At 66.0% G+C, this 17,675-nt stretch carries 15 protein-coding genes; 5 read left to right on the top strand and 10 right to left on the bottom strand.

The features are described 5' to 3' along the window. Positions 1–12: 12 nt before the first annotated feature. From ACOYYX_RS06795 to ACOYYX_RS06775, 5 genes are all read right to left on the bottom strand, one after another. Entirely contained in the window at positions 13–495 is a 483-nt protein-coding gene (locus tag ACOYYX_RS06795) for a hypothetical protein (protein WP_422929174.1), read from the bottom strand. After that, positions 482–757 carry a hypothetical protein gene (locus ACOYYX_RS06790; RefSeq protein ID WP_422929173.1) on the bottom strand — a complete coding sequence of 92 codons (276 nt, stop codon included), beginning with the start codon at positions 755–757 and terminating at the stop codon, positions 482–484. Before ACOYYX_RS06790 ends, ACOYYX_RS06795 begins: the two co-directional genes overlap by 14 nt. Positions 758–1,145: 388 nt before the next feature. Next, positions 1,146–1,634 (bottom strand): hypothetical protein, encoded by a 489-nt coding sequence (locus tag ACOYYX_RS06785; RefSeq protein WP_422929172.1) that lies wholly within the window; start codon positions 1,632–1,634, stop codon positions 1,146–1,148. Positions 1,635–3,645: 2,011 nt separating this feature from the next. Then, positions 3,646–4,026 carry a hypothetical protein gene (locus ACOYYX_RS06780; RefSeq protein WP_422929171.1) on the bottom strand — a complete coding sequence of 127 codons (381 nt, stop codon included), beginning with the start codon at positions 4,024–4,026 and terminating at the stop codon, positions 3,646–3,648. Between the two features lie 220 nt (positions 4,027–4,246). After that, a complete protein-coding gene (locus ACOYYX_RS06775) occupies positions 4,247–5,161 on the bottom strand; it encodes a bestrophin family protein (RefSeq protein WP_422929170.1) in 915 nt (304 codons plus the stop codon). Positions 5,162–6,024: 863 nt separating this feature from the next. Between ACOYYX_RS06775 and ACOYYX_RS06770 the strand changes: the two genes are divergently transcribed. Next, on the top strand, positions 6,025–6,654 hold the full coding sequence (locus tag ACOYYX_RS06770; RefSeq protein WP_422929169.1) for a DNA alkylation repair protein: 630 nt from the start codon (positions 6,025–6,027) through the stop codon (positions 6,652–6,654). A gap of 145 nt (positions 6,655–6,799) precedes the next feature. Here the strand turns inward: ACOYYX_RS06770 and ACOYYX_RS06765 are convergent, their stop codons facing one another. Further along, positions 6,800–9,025 (bottom strand): S1C family serine protease, encoded by a 2,226-nt coding sequence (locus tag ACOYYX_RS06765; RefSeq protein ID WP_422929168.1) that lies wholly within the window; start codon positions 9,023–9,025, stop codon positions 6,800–6,802. Positions 9,026–9,555: 530 nt separating this feature from the next. Between ACOYYX_RS06765 and ACOYYX_RS06760 the strand changes: the two genes are divergently transcribed. The 3 genes from ACOYYX_RS06760 (at position 9,556) to ACOYYX_RS06750 (ending at position 11,036) form a co-directional block, all read left to right on the top strand. Further along, positions 9,556–10,182 carry a hypothetical protein gene (locus ACOYYX_RS06760; RefSeq protein ID WP_422929167.1) on the top strand — a complete coding sequence of 209 codons (627 nt, stop codon included), beginning with the start codon at positions 9,556–9,558 and terminating at the stop codon, positions 10,180–10,182. After that, positions 10,169–10,489, top strand: a complete 321-nt coding sequence (locus ACOYYX_RS06755; RefSeq protein WP_422929166.1) for a transcriptional regulator — start codon at positions 10,169–10,171, stop codon at positions 10,487–10,489. The genes ACOYYX_RS06760 and ACOYYX_RS06755 overlap by 14 nt, the downstream gene beginning before the upstream one ends. Before the next feature lie 118 nt (positions 10,490–10,607). Continuing rightward, a complete protein-coding gene (locus tag ACOYYX_RS06750; protein ID WP_422929165.1) occupies positions 10,608–11,036 on the top strand; it encodes a transposase in 429 nt (142 codons plus the stop codon). Between the two features lie 133 nt (positions 11,037–11,169). On the opposite strand, the gene ACOYYX_RS06745 is transcribed toward ACOYYX_RS06750, so the two are convergent. Beyond that, positions 11,170–14,010, bottom strand: a complete 2,841-nt coding sequence (locus ACOYYX_RS06745; protein ID WP_422929164.1) for a sigma-70 family RNA polymerase sigma factor — start codon at positions 14,008–14,010, stop codon at positions 11,170–11,172. Between the two features lie 648 nt (positions 14,011–14,658). On the opposite strand from ACOYYX_RS06745, the gene ACOYYX_RS06740 reads away from it, so the two are divergent. Next, a complete protein-coding gene (locus tag ACOYYX_RS06740) occupies positions 14,659–15,390 on the top strand; it encodes an ATP-grasp domain-containing protein (RefSeq protein ID WP_422929163.1) in 732 nt (243 codons plus the stop codon). Between the two features lie 40 nt (positions 15,391–15,430). Here ACOYYX_RS06740 and ACOYYX_RS06735 read toward each other — a convergent pair whose 3' ends face one another. The 3 genes from ACOYYX_RS06735 to ACOYYX_RS06725 form a co-directional block, all read right to left on the bottom strand. Continuing rightward, positions 15,431–15,868: an NIF family HAD-type phosphatase gene (locus tag ACOYYX_RS06735; RefSeq protein ID WP_422929162.1), complete on the bottom strand. Its 438-nt coding sequence runs from the start codon at positions 15,866–15,868 to the stop codon at positions 15,431–15,433. Between the two features lie 47 nt (positions 15,869–15,915). Beyond that, positions 15,916–17,112, bottom strand: a complete 1,197-nt coding sequence (locus ACOYYX_RS06730; RefSeq protein ID WP_422929161.1) for a WD40 repeat domain-containing protein — start codon at positions 17,110–17,112, stop codon at positions 15,916–15,918. Positions 17,113–17,355: 243 nt separating this feature from the next. Next, positions 17,356–17,550, bottom strand: a complete 195-nt coding sequence (locus ACOYYX_RS06725; protein WP_422929160.1) for a hypothetical protein — start codon at positions 17,548–17,550, stop codon at positions 17,356–17,358. Positions 17,551–17,675 lie beyond the last annotated feature (125 nt).

Here is a 17,675-nt window from a genome sequence, read left to right as displayed (position 1 = left end):
TGCGTTGATTCGTCAGGCGCCCTGGGCCTGCTGGGGTTCGCTGTGCCGGCCGATGACGTTGCCCCGCTTGTCGAGGATCAGGTCGTAGTCGGGCTCCTGGCCGATCGACCTGAGCCAGTCGCGGCCGACCGCCGCGCGGTTGACCACGTCGGCGTCTCGGGATCCGATCCCTTCACGCGTGTATCCGTTGGCGATCTGCCGGCGCTCGATCTCGGTGAGCCTGGCCGAGCCCCGCTGCTTCTTCGCGAGGGCGGCGGCGTAGTCGCGGGCGGCGGCCTCGCTACGCTTGCGGACCTCGGAGGCGATCCTGGACGATCGGCATTTCGACTCGATGGCGGGGCTCATGGCGTCGCAGCGGGCGCAGTAGACCCGGCCGCCGTCGTCCCCCACGCAACCGTGACAGACGGGGCAGTTCTTATACGGGGAGTTGTCCCAGGCCCGGCAGCCGAGCAGGATGATGCTGGGCTCGGCGATGTATCCATCAATTCGCGCCATGGCACATGTCGATCCGTTCGAGTTCCTTGCGAGCCTCGTGAATCCCGTCGCGGACGGCTCGCGGGGTCAGTTCCCAGAGGGCGGAGAGCTCGCGGACCTCGTACCTCCGCACGCGCCCGAGGATCGGGTCGTACATGCCGGAGTCGACGGCGTGCAGCCAGAGCGCATTGCGGCGCATCTTGGCCTCGGAGGCCTTGAGCCTCGGGCTCCGCCCCGGCATCTCGGCGTAGGCGGCGTCGCCTCGAAGGGTCCTCACTCGCATCGTCGCGCCCTTCGCGAAGTCTCGGGTTCGAGTCGTCTTCCCCCGTCTACCCTCCAAGGCGGGACCGGGGAAGCCGACCTCTCAACCCGCGTCGCAAACCCAACGCACGCAAGGACAAGAAAAATTCCCGGCGGGGAAGAGTTTGCGATCGTTGATGCGTTAAGCCGCCCCCGCCGCGACGCGAGGGCCTCGGCCCGGCCACATCGCCGGGCCTACACCTCTTGATTTTATCGCACGTTCGATAATGATGGCAACATCACGTGTGCGACCGTGGAAAGCGTCCGTACACACACCAGAGGTGATCATCGAGCCCGGTGGTTCGTGCGGAGTCAGGCTCGTTTCTATCGAGTTTCTGACAGTGGATCGCACAACAGGATTAACTTGCGGCCTATTTCTCGAGAGTCCCAGCCCAATCTTTGGGGTGAGGCTTTCCGGCCTTCTCAGAGGCCTCGTCCTTCATCGGCGAGAACAGGTATGATCCGAGGATGCCGCCCACGACCGCACCCATCACGGCACCGAGCAGGATCCCCGCGAAATCCACGAACTTACCCGCCGCTTTGAACCAGTCCAGCTTGAAGACCGCGTCCCCGATCATCAAGCCGACGAGTGTACCGAGCAACGCCCCCTGGATCATCGAGCCGAGCCGCCCGGGGATGGTCGTATCCCCGTGAACCGCCGCGATGATGGCGAACCCGATCGCCCAGGTCGCGACGACCACCACCTTCGATGTCTCACCGGCGGCGGACGGGCTGAACGAGAGGAGCCCGAAGAAGATGGCATATCCGACCAGGGCCAGCCCCGCCACGGCCCCGATGAAGGCCCTGCGGATGATGGTCAGGCCCTTCCTGATAGCGATGGCGATTTGACGCTCTCTCATCCCCTGACCTCCACTTGGAAACCTCGGGCAAGGCTCTGATTCCCCGTCAAATTACGAGCTCGGGCGTCGAGCCATCTCATCTCACTTCTCGCCCGAGAGCGTGCTAATCCGTCGTTCAGTACAAGCCCGTAGATCCAAGCGGCCTGTTACAATCCCAACACTTCGCCGATGTTGGGTTAAGGATGCTCTTAGGAATGTATCGCCCTCCGCAGAATGGGCATCGAAGGTTGAAACGCGCCATCTTCGCTCCCTGGAACATGACCCCACAACCCATAACTGAGATCAACGAAATTAGGGCCACGTCATAAGGTACGCTAAAAAAATTAGGGCGTTCGACGAACTGCATCGATGAGAAGAACACCACGATGAACCCAAGCGCGGCGAGGCTCAAGCGATTCATCCTTCGTTGCAGCCTCTTGTACTGAAAGGCCGTCTCGACCGATCGTTTGTCTTCAGGATTGCCCATTTGAGTTCGACCTCGGCCCTGGAGACGCGAGTTCTGTCGAAGCACTGGCCCAACACGTATCATCGGGCCAAGTTGCCGACCTCTCAAAGATCAGGGTCGAGTATCGCGCGCAAGGCAGAGTCTCGCCACCCGCCGCAGCCCCGGAGCCTGTCAGGCTCTTTACGGTTCAAAACGGTCAACGAGCGACTGAACGCCGCGTTTCACGGCTGACACTGCCGTCTCGGCCCGCATTCGATCGAGAACTCGGCATCCATCTTCTCCTGGCTCGGCCCTCGAGAGGGCCGAGCGAGGGGCTCGACCCGAGAGTCGAGCCGGTATAGCACCCTGCTGGCCTCGAGTACGCTCGGCTCCGCGGGCTTACGCACTCAAACCCGCTTAGGGCGAGGCGATGGCCTCGGCTGGCTCGGCCCCCGAGAGGGCCGAGCGAGGGGCTCGACCTGAGAGTCGAGCCGGGAAGACCTCTGCGGGTGAGGGAGGGCCTCGGCCAGGCCTGCCTGCGGCTCCGAGGGGCTTTCCTTCCCCTCCGGCCTCCTCCTCTCGTCTCCCCTTCGGATCGACTTCGAGCGATCCCGGGCTTTCTCTGCGCCCGGAGGGCTCGGGATTCGCCCCGGCGCGAGGCCTCGGGTCCTCGGCCCCGCCCAATCCCCAGAAAGAAAGGAAAGGAAAACTCAGGAAGTCACCAACCAATAAAAGCAAAGGAAAGAAAGAGTTGTCGATGCGGGGATTGAACCCACGGCGTGGCCTGCCACTTCGACACGTAGGGGTGTTTCTTCCCGATGCGCGCTCTTTATTGTTGCGAGCGAGGAGACCGGCCGGGGCCGATGCATCTCCATCGCCACCACGAAGGGACGAGGTTGGACCATCCTTGATCCACCAGGCCCGACGACCCCCAAGCTGTCTGCGCCGGGTTGAGCCGGCAACGTCTTGTGCGTGATCCCTCGAAGGGGGCATCGAGGTCACGGCGATCGAACCACTCGCGTGCGTCTGTCTCCTCCGAACCCTCCGTCATCATGTCGCCGATGTTCAAGTTTTCACCACCCGCCATGATCTAGTACCCCGGCCGAACCCGATTCCGGCGCGAATTCGGGAAAATATTCCGAGATCTCCGACACCCCGATTTTCAAGGCGTTGAGAGCAACTCGCCCTCCGACTAAAGCCTCGGCCGATTGATCCTGTTTTGGGTGGCCCAGGTTCGGAGAATCTGGGTCGCGAAGCGACGAGAGGTTTCTCGCCCCATCGCCCGGCTATGGGCCGAGGGCGTTTGCATTCTGCCCCGACGTTTCGCGCGGCCTTGCTTCGAAGGGTGGTCTGCCGGAATCCTCCCGGCGTCTTCATCCATCTCGACGGCCCCGGCCGGTCACGGCCGCGATGATCATGGCTTCATTGGATTCGGCCTCTCACGACTCCCACGGACTATGGATCGGCCGGGGAAGTCGCGGAGGGCCTCGGGTCTTGGCGAGGGCCTATGCGATGGACCGCTTGTCGCTTCGAGACCCAAGTTCTGCGAACCCGGGCCACACGTGCCAGTCAGCCCGACACGCCTGGCTATGCCACCCAGCCCATGCCATGGCACTCCGGGCATTGGAGCCGCGGGAAGGGCCAGCCGGAGCCTCGACATGGACGGCAATCCGTCGCGCCCGCCGGCCGGGGCGGGAGCCACGCGGCAAACTCCGGGTGACGCGCGGCGGCGATAACGACCATGCCGACTTTCATCGGCCCGTCAGGGACCAACTCGATCGTCCCCGCCCAGAAATCACAGTTCCAGGCACGACCATTGGCATCCAGATAGCAGCAACCAGTAGGCCCGCCCGACAGGAGCAACCCATTGAGTCGCTCGTCAGTGGCGGGGTTCTCGGGGCGGTTCTCGGCGATGAGCCGCCTTACGACCTTGCGGACCGATTCCGGCATCGGGCCTAACGAGAGCATCGCCGGGTCTCCCACGAAGGCCGCACGGTCCGGCCCATCCGTCGCAGGTCTCGACTTCGTTTACGAATGCCGGGCTGGCGAGGATGATTTACGAGGGCATCGGGTCGGAGCAGGAACCCGCCGCCATGATCCGCGGAGGTCAGGGCGGCGGGGGCGATGCGAGGGGCCTGGGCCAGGATGCGGAGGGCGGAGCGTCGGCAAGCCCCCCGAGAGTCGGGTGTCAACCTTCGGTGACGCAGATCGCGGCGATGGCACGCTTGGACGAGGCCATCTGGCCGGCGTCGCGGGCGATGCCCATGGTGAACGTCTCCATGTCGAGGCAGTTCTCATCCTTGCCGAACGGGTCCTCGGTCTCGACCGACGCCTCCTCGATCCCGTAGAGGCCGAGGGCGATGATCGCCATCAGGACCGGAGACCACCAGCCGCTCTGGCCCGCGACCGCGAACGGGAGAGAGAGCAGATACACGATAATCAGCTGCTTGATCATGACCACATAGACGAATGGCAAGGGGGTCTTGAGGATCCGCTCGCAGGCCCCCTGGGCGTTCACGAGGGCGGCCATCTGGTCCTCGAGCTGCCGGACGAGCTCGGGGTCGAGCTGATTCTCGCGGTACTCGCGATCGATCCAGGCCGAGATCGCCATCGCCACGCAGGACGGCGGGTTGCCGTAGCGCAGGACCTGCTGGGTCAGGTCCCTGGGCAGGTAGATGGCGATCTCCGCCATGTCCTTGTTGCCCTGCAGCGAGTGCCGCAGGCACTCGGCATAGCCCGCGACGAGGTCGGCCAGCTCGGCCCCGCGCTCCGTGTACGTGACGCCGACCCTCACGATATTCCGGCATGCGTTGATGATCTGGCCCCAGCAGGTCCGCCCTTCCCAGTAGCGGTTGTTCGAGGCGTTCATGCGGAAGACGATCAGGAACCCCAGCAACGAGCCCAGCACCGCGTGCTGCGTCGGGTTCAGCCCGAAGAAGTGGCGGGCCTGGATCTTGCCCATCGAGAGCTCGAGCGCGAACGCGAGCTGGATGAACGCGGCGTAGAGCGTCATCGACAGGACGCGCCACTTCGCCCGGCGGAACGACGTCCCCCGCCACGAGAAGACGGCGTTGAACCAACGATTCCTATCATATAAAATCATCGAAATCACGATTCCGAGTTAGATTTGATGCGTCGACCCCGGGCTATCCCCGGGGCCACGCCCTCCGACCTTCCCCCACGCCGAGACGCCCGGTCGACCCTCTCGCCATCGCCCGGGCCCGACTCACCCCGCAGGCCTCAGACAAACGTCGACTGCTCGCTCACGTCTCGGGTCACATTCTACGGATCCGGCCGCCCTCGTGAAACTGGCTGCAAGTCGCGAATTGCCGGGATCTTGGACGAAATGTTGCCCGGGCACCACGCGGGACCGATTGGTCCCGCCGTCATCACTCGCGTTCGAATCCGAGCGAGGCCAGGGCGAGACCAATTGGTCCCGCCCGAGTATGGCCCCATCCTACCCGACATCAAGGCCTCAGCTTCCCCCCGGGGACATACACGCGAACGCATGCCTCTTCGACGAAGCGATGGCCCGGGCCCCGTTTCCAGAGCTCGACGTAGGGTCGGAACGGCTCCTCGACCCCCGAGGCCCGACGATAGAGCGGCCAGAGGCAGTGATGACGTGTCCCCGGCCAGGGCCTTCCAGCGGTCGAGCATCAGTCCGGCTCGTTCATGGGTCGTCCCTCGCGAGCGTCCGATGGGTGATTCGCCGGGCGATTGCGTCCGCACCAATCTATCATCGAACTCGAACATTATGATAGAAGTCCGGATTCACCGGCGTGCCGGGCATCTTACACCAATATGGATCGCGCTAGTACGTCTCGGCGAGTTGCGGTATGCTCCGCGGTTCACCCGGCGACACCATTGCGGGGCGATTCGAGGCGGCGGGGCACTCCCTCCGCTCGATCGACTCCGCGCGCCGGTGGTGCGTTTCGAGGACGCCGGCCGCGGAAGGGAGGACCCCCGATGAAGCTTGCGGAGGTGCTGGGGCAGCTCGACGCCCAGATGGTGGGGAAGACCCGCGTGATGATGGGGCCGCTGCGGGCGCTGGGCAAGGCGATCAAGACCGACCACGACCTCGCGCTCGGGCTCTGGGAGACGGGTCGGACCGACGCCAGACTCCTCGCCACGATGGCGATGGCCCCCGATCGGCTCACCGCCGCCGAGGCCGAGTCGCTGCTCGCCTCGACGGACGACGTGCAGATCCTCGACGAGCTGACCTACAAGGTCATCGCCGAGTCCCCCTCCGCCGACGAGCTCTGCCGGAAGTGGCTGGCCTCCGACCGGGACTTGACCGGGCGCGCCGGCTGGAACCTGCTCGTGGCGAGGCTCATGGCCAAGACCCTGGCGACCGGCGAATGCGCAGAGATCCTCGCCACCATCGACGCCGGCGGCAAGGCCGCCCCCGTGAAGAAGGCCGAGTCGATGATGCGATGCCTGGTGGAGATCGGCGTGCGTTTCCCCGAGCACCGCGAGCGCGCCATCGAAATCGGCACGCGCTGGGGCCTGATCGACGACCGTCCCGTCCCCAAGGGCTGCACCCCCTTCTACGCCCCCGCCTGGATCGCCGCGGTCCTCAAGAACAAGAAGGCCTGACGACACTTCATGCTCATGCTTTCAACATTTCATGCTTGCAAACCATGGAGGCCGGGGTGGGACCAATTGGTCCCACCCCGGCCTCGAAAACGACTCAACCTGGGGCGATGGCCGGCCAACGACGTCGAGCCTGGCCCTGGCCGGGTCAACGCCCGGGGAATGGCGGGCGGTTGATGCCGGGGCGCGACCTCAGGCGGCTCGAGGCGGAACCGCGGAGGGCGTCGCGGCGTTCTTCCATGGCATCGCGACGCTCCTGGACCCGCTGGCGGAGCGTGCTGGCGCGAGACGGGGGCACGACGCTCAGGATTACGCTCGGCTGCGGCAGGGGACGGTCCTCGAAGGCCACCATCAGCTTGTCGGGGAGGGTGAGCTTGAGGCGGTTGTAGAGGTCGGTCATCAACTGTCGATGCGTCGTCTTCATCTGCTTGAAGGCGGCGGGCGTGAAGCCCGAGCCGTTGCCATCGTACGTCGCCTTGAGCTTGTTGAAGCTGATCGAGAGCTTGCCGACCTTGTCGCGGACCGAGGGGGCCACGAGCTGATCCTTGCCCAGGCCGGCGACCTGCTTGTCTAGGACCGGCACCACCTCTTTCTTGATCGTGGCGAGCACCTCGTCGAACTTGGCCGCGGCCTCCCTGATGCTGGCGTCGCCCCTGCCGAGCGGCGAGTTGGCCACTCGCTTCACGTCGATCCCCAGGCAGTAGAGGGCCCCGAGAGAGCCCAGGACCCTCACGGCGACCCGGCTCCGATGCTGCGAGCCCGCGCGGCCGGCCTCGGACGTGGGTTGCTTCGCCTGCTTCTCGATGGCCTCGTTCAGGTCCTCCACGGGGATCGAGAAGGCCACGCCCTCTTGCTTGGCACTCTTCAGGGTCACGACCCCGATCACCTGGCCTTGCGAGTCGAAGACAGGGCCGCCGGAATTCCCGGGGTTGACCGAGATCCCGAGCTGATAGAACTTCTGCCCCTCCAGGGTCGTCTTCGTGCTCATCAGGCCCCGGCTGATGGCGTTCTCGAGTACGGCCTCTTCCCCCAGGCCCGGGTTGCCGATGGCCGTGACATCCTCCCCCTTGCGGAACGTGTACGAGGGGGCCACCCGGACCGGCGGCAGGTCCGTCTTCACCGCGAGGATGGCCAGGTCGCGCTTCTCATCCTCGTAGAGCAGCTCGGCCTTGAAGGGGCCCTTCTTGCTGGCCTCGGCCGAGGGGAAATGCACGGCGATTTCCGAGATGAATTCATCTTCAATCACGTGGGCGTTCGTCGCCAGGATCCCCTTGGCGACGAGGAACCCCGTCCCGAACGAGCCCCGCCCCTTCACCAGGGCGATCGAGGGCTCCGATTCCTGCGCGATCTCCGCCGCCGATCGCGTCTCGCCTGCGGCGGGAGCCGGCGCGGACGCCGTGGCCGGGGCCGACGCATCGGGCTTCGTCGCCACGACCTCGCTCGCGGGCAGGCGGGACAGCCAGTGCATGATGTTCAGGGCGAGCTGACGATCGTCATTGCCGCTGACGTTCATGCCTTCGGGTTTGCCGGGCTTCCCATCCACGACGGCCGTGATGAGCGAGGCGTCGCCGAGGACCACCACGCGCCCTTGCCCCAGCGTCAAGGCGAGCCCCTGGGCCCGCCCCTTCGCGGGCTTCTCCTGTCCGGTGACCCCGCCTATTTGCTGGTCGACGGCCGTGTCCGAGAGCTTGAGGAACGCCTCGCTCCCGGCCGGGCCCTTGAGCGACTGGCCGGTGAAGCTGAGGACCTGCGAGAGGCTCTCTTCTTTCTTCGTCCCCCGGGTGATCGGGTGATCACCCAGCAAGCCATTCTCACGCGTGAAGATGAGGTCGGAGAAATCGTCGGCGTCGGAGTTCACCGTGTCCGACACCGTGCCGTCGCTCATCTCGACGTTGAACCGCCTGGCCAGCTCTCGAGCCGCCGCGCCGAACGGATGCTGCTCGGCCACCAGGAGCAACGACCCGCCGCCCTGGACCCAGTCGCGGACCGCATTGCACTCCTCGGCGGTCAGGGCCGGCCTGGCCGCCTCGGCCGTGAGGCGCTGGGCGCCCCCCATGGCGTTGCCGATCACGAGGATTTCATAGGGGCCGAGCACGGCCTTGGTGAACTTCTGGCGGTTGGGGGTCACCCGGTATCCATCGCTGATGACCAGGTTCGCGAACGGCTTGAACCGGTTGGCCGCCCCGCCGAGGGCGTGATAATTCCAGTGGGCACCGTCCAGCAGCACGGAAGGATGCCGATCGCGATATGCCGGCTGCGCGACCTTCGTATCGAAGCTGAGGTCGGGCTCGTCGGCGTGCGTCTGGCTCATCGCCCCGAACAGCATGCCTAAAGATAACGCCAAAAGCCGCCAGGCCTCCCGGGCGCAATTCATCGTCTTCATCCTTATTTTCACGGAGGGGGAGCAATTACCGGTCTTAACGAGCGTGACGGGCCGGTCGCGCATGGATCTCGGCTCAGGGCGTTCGCCCCGAGCGCAAGGCCACGGCCATGGAGAGCAGAACCGATGGGGGGGGAGGCACGGCTGCGACGTCTCGACTTCGAGATCGGCACAATCGTGCAAGATCTCATCATAGCGTTCTTTCACGACAAGAGAAAGAGTCAAGAACTCGAAAGAGTTGGAGTTCTTCGACAAACCTGAATTTCATGAAATCTCCAACCGAGTGTCTCGAGAATCTTCCCTCTCTCACGAAAACGCCGCAGGGCTTACTTTCTTCCCGTCTTCTTTTCGAAACTACACTTTCGCAACTTCCTCGACTTGAGCCGCCGAGGATCGCGTCGACTCAGTCCGGCCTGGTCGGGACGATGACGTGACGCTCTTGACACCCCCGCGGCCGGCCATATACTCAAGATTGTTGAGTTCTCACGGTACTTGAGCAACAAGGTTCGCGTTGGGGGCAAGCCATGTCGGACGACGAACTCGGTCGCCTCAAAGGTGATCTCGCTGTGATGCGGGGTGCGATGGGGCTGCACGTGCCCTTCGGCAAGGGTGTGTTGGCGGTCGGCATCTCCCTGACGGCCACGGCGGCCCTCGCGGCGGTCGTCAGCCTGCTCGTCGAGCGGGACTCATTGCAACAGGCCTTGCCGGCCGCGGTGATTGTCGCGGGGCTGATCGGGCTGTTCCTGCGATCCCGGCGCCCCCCCGGCCTCGACCCCGAGGTCGTGAACCAGGTTGCCGTCTCGATCTGCATCTATGGCGTCGTCTGGGTCGCCGCATGCGGATATCTGATCGCGGGCATCGCCGGCCCCTCCCTGGAGCCGTCCCGGACGGCGGCGCTGCACGCATCCAGCGTCGGGTTGCTCCTGGTCTTCTCCTTCCTCCTGGTCCGTTCGGCGTTCAGGAGCAGGCAGCGGCACTACTGCCTCGGCCTTGCCGTCTCGACGCTGCTGGCCGGGATGCTGCTCCCGGTCCTCGACCGGCATTACAGCTATCCCCTCGCTCATGGCTTGATGGCCGTCGGCTACCTGGCGGGCGTTGCGATCCAGGCGGCCCAACTGCGGGAGGCGGTGGCGAGCCATGCAGCCGATTGACTTCAACGGGCTCGATACCACCGTCCATGGCCCGTTGCGGCTGGGTGTGCTGACGGCACTCCAACTCGATGGGCCTCACGACTTCACCGCCCTGAAGAAGAGGTTGGGCGCGGCCGATGGCAGCCTGGGACTGCAACTCCAGAAGCTGGAAGAAGCCGCATACGTCAGGTCCGAAAAGTCCTTCGTCGGCCGTCGCCCGAAGACGACTTACCTTCTGACCAGCAAGGGAAGATCGGCCCTCGCCGGCTATCTGGACACCCTTCAGCGGCTCTTGGTGGCGATGGGGCGTACCTCGGGAGCGGGCTGAACGCACTCGGCGGCAGCGCTTCCTGCACGACGCTGCGTCGCGCGGATTGGCCGAGGGCCGGCCCCTCCGGGACGATGGTGGTTACCAACCCTGCCGATCGTCCCCGACGGAGCCAGCCATGACATCCTCGCCTCCGCTCCCTGCACCATGCGGTGGTTCTCCCAACTCGCCGCGGCCCTCGACCGCCGGGCCGCTCCTCGGCGCCGTCCTGGCCCGGGGCCGCCGCACCGTCACGAGCCGGATCAGGTCAGCCAAGCTCGGCGCTCGGTTTCCATCCTGCTACACCGCCGTCGCCGCCGCCGGGAAGTGGTCCGATCGCATCGCCAGGCAGCTCCTGGCCGAGGTGGTCACGCCGCTGATCGGAGGGGCCGAGAGCCTGACCCTCGCGCCGGACGACACCCCGACGAAGCGGTACGGGCCGCACGTCCATGGGACCGGCGTGCATCATAACCCGGCCCCGGGCCGTCCGGCTCTCCCTACGTCTACCGGCATGTCTTCGTCGTCATCGCAATATTCGTTAATCTTTTTCATATCTCGACAAATATAATTCATTGCGGACATCTTGCGATCTCGAGATCGAACGGGACCAATTGGTCCCGCCGGTTAGACTTGACCTCTGCGCGTCTTCGGTGGCTCCTCGAAGTGGGACCAATTGGTCCCACCCCGGGGTTCGAACCGTCTTACTCCTTGAGGGCCTTCCCAATCTCGTCGGCCAGGATCCCCTCGACCCGTTCGAAGGCCTTCGGCTCGGTCATGCTCCTGGGATTCTGGGCCATTTGCATGAACACTTCAGACAGGTTGCTTTCGCCGGTACCGGTGTCGCTCCGATAGGCGAGCCGACCCGCGCGGTCGATGATGACGATGACCGGCAGCGGAAAGCCCTGTCCGCCGTAACTCTGGAGCGTCTTGCCTCGCGCGTGGCCGGGGATCCGGCTCTGATCGATCGCCATGGTGAGGGGAGCCCCCTTGAAGGCAAGCACCTTCCGCCCTTGTTCCCGGCCGAGCTCCTCGTCCTTTTCGGCATTGTGGATCGCCAGGAAATCCACGCCTCTGGGCTCAAACCGGGCCCGAAGCTCCCCCAGAGCCGGCAAGATGCTGACGCTCTGCCAGAAGCTGACCCCCCAGAAGTAGAGGACAACGACCTTGCCGCGCTCATCGGCCAGTTGATGGACGCGGCCATCCGACCAGGGGCTGACCTGCCAATCCGGGGCGGGTTCCCCCAGGGCCGCCGGCCCCGGCGGAGCCGCGAGGAGTGCGGCGGGATTGCCGGGAGGCCCCTCGACGTGTTCGGGGAGAACGATGCGAATAGGGTCAACCGAGCCGTCGACGAGATAGACGCCAGTCTTGCGGACCTTCCCGTGGAACACATGGAGTGCCGTCACGCCCCGATGCAGGCCATCGATGAGGAACTTTCCGTTCTCATCGGTCCGCGTGCCCTGAGGAACTCCGCTCAAGTGGGCGGGTAGCTGGATCGACTGGACCGAAGCCCCGGCCGCGGGTCGTCCGAGATGATCGACCACGGTCCCGCCGATCGACACGCCGCGCTCCAGGCGGATGGGCTCGACGACGATCGGCGGATCGGGATCGCCGTCCGCCAGGCTGGGCACGGGGATCTGGACGCCGCCATACCCCTCCTTCCTCACCGAGAGTCGCGGCTCCAGCGGCTTGCCGTCGATCGCCCAACGCGGGATATCGCGGAGGCGATAGCGGCCCTGGCGGTCGGTCGTGGACCGATACCGCAGCTCGCCCGGCGCGGGCTCGCGGCCCATGATCGTCACGGCGACGTGGGCCCCGGAAATCGCGCGCCCTTGCTCGTCGAGGACCTCGCCGGTCAGGGCGGCGAAGTCCCTGGCATCGCGATGCGAGACCGTCACCCTGAGTAGCAGCTTGCTATTCTCGTTGATGGGTTCGACCGGCTCCGGGGCGTCGAGGACGGCTGATTTCCCATCGGCGTCCACGAGGCGGAAACGGCGATCCTTCCCCTCCAGACGCGAGACTTCCTCCAGGCGATCGGGTCGGAACCCGGACTCCCACTCCAGTGCCATCGGGAGGATGCCCGTATCGAGATCGCTCGATGTGATGGGGCCATGCTCCCGTAAATAGAGCTCGACCCGACTCTCCTCGGTGGAGAGGGTCAGACGTGCCCGTCCCCGCTCGTCCGCTTGTGCCTGTGACTGAGTCGATAAGGCTGGGGTCTTCGGGGTGGAAATCGTCATCACGTGGCCGCGGAACGGCCTCGGATCGGAGCCTCGCACGAACTGGAAATCCCAGACGGTCCCCTTCCGAACGCGGAAATCCCGGTGGATCTCCGGCTTGTCGGGCGAGACCTCCAGGTTCTCCATGGCATCCCGGGTGCTCGTGAACAGATAGCCGGCGGGGAGATCGCTGACCCAGACTCGTGTGTCGCCGGCGGGCAGATCGACGGCGAATCGGCCGTCGGCCCCGGACTCGACGATGCGCTCTTCCCGGCTCCCGGCCCCCATGACGAATCCGACGGAGAGTTGCAGCCTGGCACCCGCGACCGCCTGGCCGGTCCCCTCGACCGTCACCGAGCCCGTGAATCGGCCGGCGAAGACCGACGCCTTCGGCTGCGGCACGGGTGGTGGCGTCGCGCCCTTGCCGGCGGCCCGGACCGAGCCGACGGCTCTCGGCTCCTGTTCGCCCACGCCGGCCCCGTAGGCATGCCAGAGGCCATAGCCGCTCGCCAACCCCACGAACGCGAGGATCGCGGCGATCCGGATCTGATTCAGGAGCATGGATCTTAGGACTCCCCTCGCCAGGACGGCGGCCCTGCTGCCCGCCAGGAATCCGAGCGCGATGCGAGTTGTGGAACGTACCAGCGCCGCGGGGACCGCGGCATTGGCCGGCGACTGGGCCAAGGTGCCGGCGAGGAGCAGGCCGGCCGGGACGGCCATTCCCCGCTCGGTCAACCGCCGCCGGAGCCGCTCGCGAGCCTGGGCCATCCGGCCCCGGAAACTCCCCTCCGAGAGATTGAGCCGGCCCGCCGCCGCGGCATAAGTCAGCCCCTCGAGGTAGCAGAGCACCACCGGGGCCCGCAGCCGTTCCGGCAATCGGTCGACCTCCTGGTGCAAGGCTTCCCAATCCGTATCAGCCGCGGCCGGAGAGCTCGCCTCGGGGGTCGATCCCGCAGCCTTCTGATCAAGTGCCCGCTGGCGGGCGGCTCGCTTCCTGGCGCGCGAGGAGACCCGGTGGGCCACGCCGAACAACCAGCTCGCGACCGACTCGCCACGGCGGATTGCGCCGGCCCGATGGGCCAGGACCAGGAAGGTGGCCTGCAAGGCATCTTCGGCATCATGCCCATCCTGGAGGACGCTCCGACAGACGCGCGACACCATCGGCCCGTGCCGGTTCATCAGCTCTTCGAACGCGGCCTCCGCCGCCCCATCGCGTCGCGAGACGAACCAATCCAGCAGCTGCGCATCGGTCAACGTCCCGACCGCACCCAGGTTGAAGATCCGGTTGACCTGCGGAAGCAGGTGATCCGACGCATGGCCCGCCATATCCGACTCCCCCCTTGCGGCCTTTTCTCCTCAGAGTAGTGCTCGCTCGCGACGAAGGTCGCATAACAATTGGTCGTAACTCGCCTTCGACTGCATTACGCCACCACGGTGGGCCTGGTCTCCCTCCTCGGGTGGCCGCTATTGGAAGTCGAGAACGCAGGGGGAACTGCGGCCGGCATTTCGTCGGTTTACGACACGCGGGGGTGAAACGGTGGCCGCGGGTGTCGAGGCAGGCGAGTTACGCCCATAATAGGGCTACCAGTCTCCGGGCGACGGTCGACATCCTCATGTCGGATGGGGGTGGTCTCGGGCTCCGATCCGGCAAGAGTCACGCCCGGTGCTGGCGTCGCCACCCTGGGCTGACGATAAGCGAACTTCCGTGGTGCCAGTGCCGTCCACAGGTGTTGAGATCCTCCGAAAAGCGGGAGGCCGCCACACGATGCGAGCGAGAGCACGATGTGCGATGCGTCTCGATCGCGACCGAAGCGGGACCAATTGGTCCCGCTTCGGTCGCGGGATCGCCGCCGTCTCCGGGGGCTCCTCGAGGTGAGGCCAATTGGTCCCACCAGCGAACCAATCAAATAAATACAAACGATATCATTTTTAAATTTTTTATAAATCTTATCCTTTAAATACAGACCAAACTCCATGAAAACGCTCATCCTGGCACCGCGATTCACGGAGGATTCCCGGGCGTTGTGGCGGGCGGCCCTGCGGCTCGGCTGGGGCGTCGAGCGGCTCGGATCCTGGCGGCTGACCGACGAACTGCGAGAGATCGCAGAGCCGGTTCTATACCTCGAGGGCCTCTTCGCGCCGAGCCTCGCCGAATTCCTGGGGCTGAGGCTCCTCGAGCCGCCACTCGACTGGCTGCCAAGGCTGCCCGAGTGCTATCGCAAGCGGAAGGTCTCGCTCGGCACCATGCGGCAGGCCCGCGCGCTCGAGGGAGCGGCGTTCGTCAAGCCGCCGAACGACAAAAGCTTCCGCGCCACCGTCTACACCAACGCCAGCTTGCCGCGAGATTACGACGACGCCCCCGTGCTCATCGCCGAGGTCGTCGCCTGGGAGAAGGAGTTCCGCTCGTTCGTGCTCGACCGCGAGCCGCTGGCGACCTCCGTCTATCTGAGGCACAACGAGCCCCAATCGGCCACCGGATACGCCGCCAACGCCGACGAACTCGCCGAGGCCGAATCCTTCATCCGCGGCGTCCTCGCCGATGACCGGGTCGAGTTCCCCCGCGCAGGCGTGCTCGACGTCGGCGTCATCCCACGTCGCGGCTGGGCCGTCGTCGAACCCAACATGGCCTGGAGTTCCGGCATCTATGGATGCGACCCGGGTCGCGTCCTCGAGGTGGTTCGCCACGCGACCGTCGCCGCGGATTGAGCCTCGGGAGTTGCGTGCGGCCCGTCGCGATGGCGGGCGGCTACCCCGAGGAGCGGCCCGCGAGCCGGCTTTCCAGGAGCGATCGGACGCGCGGGAGTTCCTCGTCAGGCCCGCCATCCCAGGGGGCGATGGGGATCCAGCTGCCTCTCTGATCCGGCCGGATCCACCCGGCGTCGTCGTCGATCAGGAGCACCTCGGAAGCCGCCACGCCGGGGACGAACCCGAGGTCGTTATATTCGCCGCTCCAATCCACATACTCCAGGCGATCCATGAGATCGGGAGGGACCAGCCCGCGACGGCCGAGGCCCTCCAGGACCTCGCGGGCGTCGGCCTCCTCGACGGTGCTGAACACGGCGACTCGGCCGAAACGCTCCCGGCAAAACTCGAGGAACGCGAGCAACCCCGGCCGCGCGAGGGCGCTCAGGGCGTCGTCGATCAGCGTCCGCTCCAGGTCGAGTGCCAGGACCTTGATAGCCACCTCGGACGCTCCCCAACTCATCACTTGGGCCAATCGACGGGGTCGGCTCAACGCCCCTTGCCGATGTCGCGGAGCCGGATCTTGCCGTCGCCGTGGGCGGTCGCGAGGGTCTTGCCGTCTGGCGAGATGGCGAAGGCGTGGGCCGGGCCCCTACGCATGGTCGTCCCGGCAACCTCGCGCATGACCTCCGTCTCGGAGGCCATCCCCAGCATACCCCGATCCACATGCCAGAGCATGAATTCCTGCTTGAGATCGGCCGACACCGTTTCCTTGCTCAGCAGTCGCTCGACGCCGAAGGGGAGCGACGGCAGTTGCATGCCCGACCGAGGCCAGCCCGACGCGACGGTGACGAGCGCCCGCCCATCCGGCGTGAACTCCAGCCCCCCGGGGTTGACGCCCCGGGTGTGGGGCATGAGCCTCGCCCTCGGGCGGCTCGTGGCGAGGTCCAGGACCAGGATCGAGCCGTCCTCCCTCGTCGACGCCAGCGACTTCCCATCGGGGCTGAAAGCGAGCGAGGTGAAGTTCGGCCAATGAAGGCCGGGCCCCGCGTGCAGCGTACCCCGCGGCCGGCCGCTGCCCACGTCCCAGAGCGTGACGGCATTCTTCTCGTTGGCCGGGGCGAGGGCCAGCGTCGCGCCGTCGGCCGAGAGCGCCACGGCCTTCTGATACGTCACTCCCGCTCCCGGCAGCTCCGTCCGCGATCGCTCCACCCAGGCGGCCGCATCCCAGAGCACGATCTCGACCCCCTTCCCCATCTCGCGCAAGACGACGAGATTCAGGGTCTGGCCGTCCGGCGAGAACCTCATCGCCACCAGTTGATTCGTCGATGCGAATGTCGCGAGTTGCCGCCCGGTCGCGACATCCCAGGCCGTGGCGTCGTCGGTCCCGGCCCCGCCGACCGCCACCTTGCTCCCATCCGGCGAGAACGCAATCGTCGCGAATCTCGGCGAGGCCGGCAGGGTCCGGATCAGCCTCCCGTCGGACGAGTCGCGGAGCGCGAGCCCTCGTGCCGTGGCGATCGCGAGCATCGAGCCGTCGGGGGAATAGGCGAGGTCCCAGACCTCCGCATCCCCCTCGCCCCCGTCCATGACCATCCGGGCCGGCAGGTCCGGCGCGGGCCGCGAGAGCCACCAGCCCAGCCCACCGCCGCCGAGTACGAGCAACCCCAGGACCCCCGCGATGAGGCGCCTGCGTCGCCGTTTGCGTGTCCTCTGCCCCGTCTCATCGGGCGCGATCGTGCTCATCAGGTCCACTCCCGGTTATCCCCGGCCTCGGAGGCCACGTCGATTCTGCGCTCGGCGGTCGTGGCCCCGCCACCTGGATCTTCGTCTCACGACTACCGATCTTCACGGATCCGCATGGCAAACTCGAACTGAACACACCATGAGCCCACCTGAAATCCATCGAATGGCCACAACAAGCCACCCGCTACGCCGCATTTTACGCAATAACTCAAAATTTACGCCAACTATATGCGATCAGGAACTTCAAGAGCCGCTCTCGCCGTAAGTCGCGAGCGGAGCCTGGACGACGGCCACCGCGGGGATCTCCTCGCCGGATCCGAGCCGGAGCCCCTCGCGCCCCAGCGAGACGACGTCGGCCCCCGCCCTCGTCTCGACCCCGAGCGTCGCCCAGAGCCCCGCGAACCCGCCCCCCAGCACGAGAATACGCTTCGGAACCATATCCTTCGTTCCCAGGAATCCTTTCGAAAGTCGAACCGACGCGAGGCCGACACACTGTCGCCTCCGGCCTCGGCGTTGTCAAATCGCGAGAACGGCGGGGGACGCTGGCGAGAGGCGGGGGCGCG

The sequence above is a fragment of the Singulisphaera chitinilytica genome (assembly GCF_049331405.1).
GTDB lineage: Bacteria > Planctomycetota > Planctomycetia > Isosphaerales > Isosphaeraceae > PoT.
The sequence above is the reverse complement of the archived record's forward strand: the minus strand, read 5'-3'. Positions and strand labels throughout refer to the sequence as shown.

Coding starts and splice junctions, on each gene's coding strand:
- ACOYYX_RS06770 (WP_422929169.1), top strand. CDS start 6,025: ATGAAGCTTGCGGAGGTGCTGGGGCAGCTCGACGCCCAGATGGTGGGG.
- ACOYYX_RS06745 (WP_422929164.1), bottom strand. CDS start 14,010: ATGGCGGGCCATGCGTCGGATCACCTGCTTCCGCAGGTCAACCGGATC.
- ACOYYX_RS06765 (WP_422929168.1), bottom strand. CDS start 9,025: ATGAATTGCGCCCGGGAGGCCTGGCGGCTTTTGGCGTTATCTTTAGGC.
- ACOYYX_RS06755 (WP_422929166.1), top strand. CDS start 10,169: ATGCAGCCGATTGACTTCAACGGGCTCGATACCACCGTCCATGGCCCG.
- ACOYYX_RS06790 (WP_422929173.1), bottom strand. CDS start 757: ATGCGAGTGAGGACCCTTCGAGGCGACGCCGCCTACGCCGAGATGCCG.
- ACOYYX_RS06760 (WP_422929167.1), top strand. CDS start 9,556: ATGTCGGACGACGAACTCGGTCGCCTCAAAGGTGATCTCGCTGTGATG.
- ACOYYX_RS06725 (WP_422929160.1), bottom strand. CDS start 17,550: ATGGTTCCGAAGCGTATTCTCGTGCTGGGGGGCGGGTTCGCGGGGCTC.
- ACOYYX_RS06785 (WP_422929172.1), bottom strand. CDS start 1,634: ATGAGAGAGCGTCAAATCGCCATCGCTATCAGGAAGGGCCTGACCATC.
- ACOYYX_RS06730 (WP_422929161.1), bottom strand. CDS start 17,112: ATGAGCACGATCGCGCCCGATGAGACGGGGCAGAGGACACGCAAACGG.
- ACOYYX_RS06740 (WP_422929163.1), top strand. CDS start 14,659: ATGAAAACGCTCATCCTGGCACCGCGATTCACGGAGGATTCCCGGGCG.
- ACOYYX_RS06795 (WP_422929174.1), bottom strand. CDS start 495: ATGGCGCGAATTGATGGATACATCGCCGAGCCCAGCATCATCCTGCTC.
- ACOYYX_RS06780 (WP_422929171.1), bottom strand. CDS start 4,026: ATGCTCTCGTTAGGCCCGATGCCGGAATCGGTCCGCAAGGTCGTAAGG.
- ACOYYX_RS06750 (WP_422929165.1), top strand. CDS start 10,608: ATGACATCCTCGCCTCCGCTCCCTGCACCATGCGGTGGTTCTCCCAAC.
- ACOYYX_RS06775 (WP_422929170.1), bottom strand. CDS start 5,161: ATGATTTTATATGATAGGAATCGTTGGTTCAACGCCGTCTTCTCGTGG.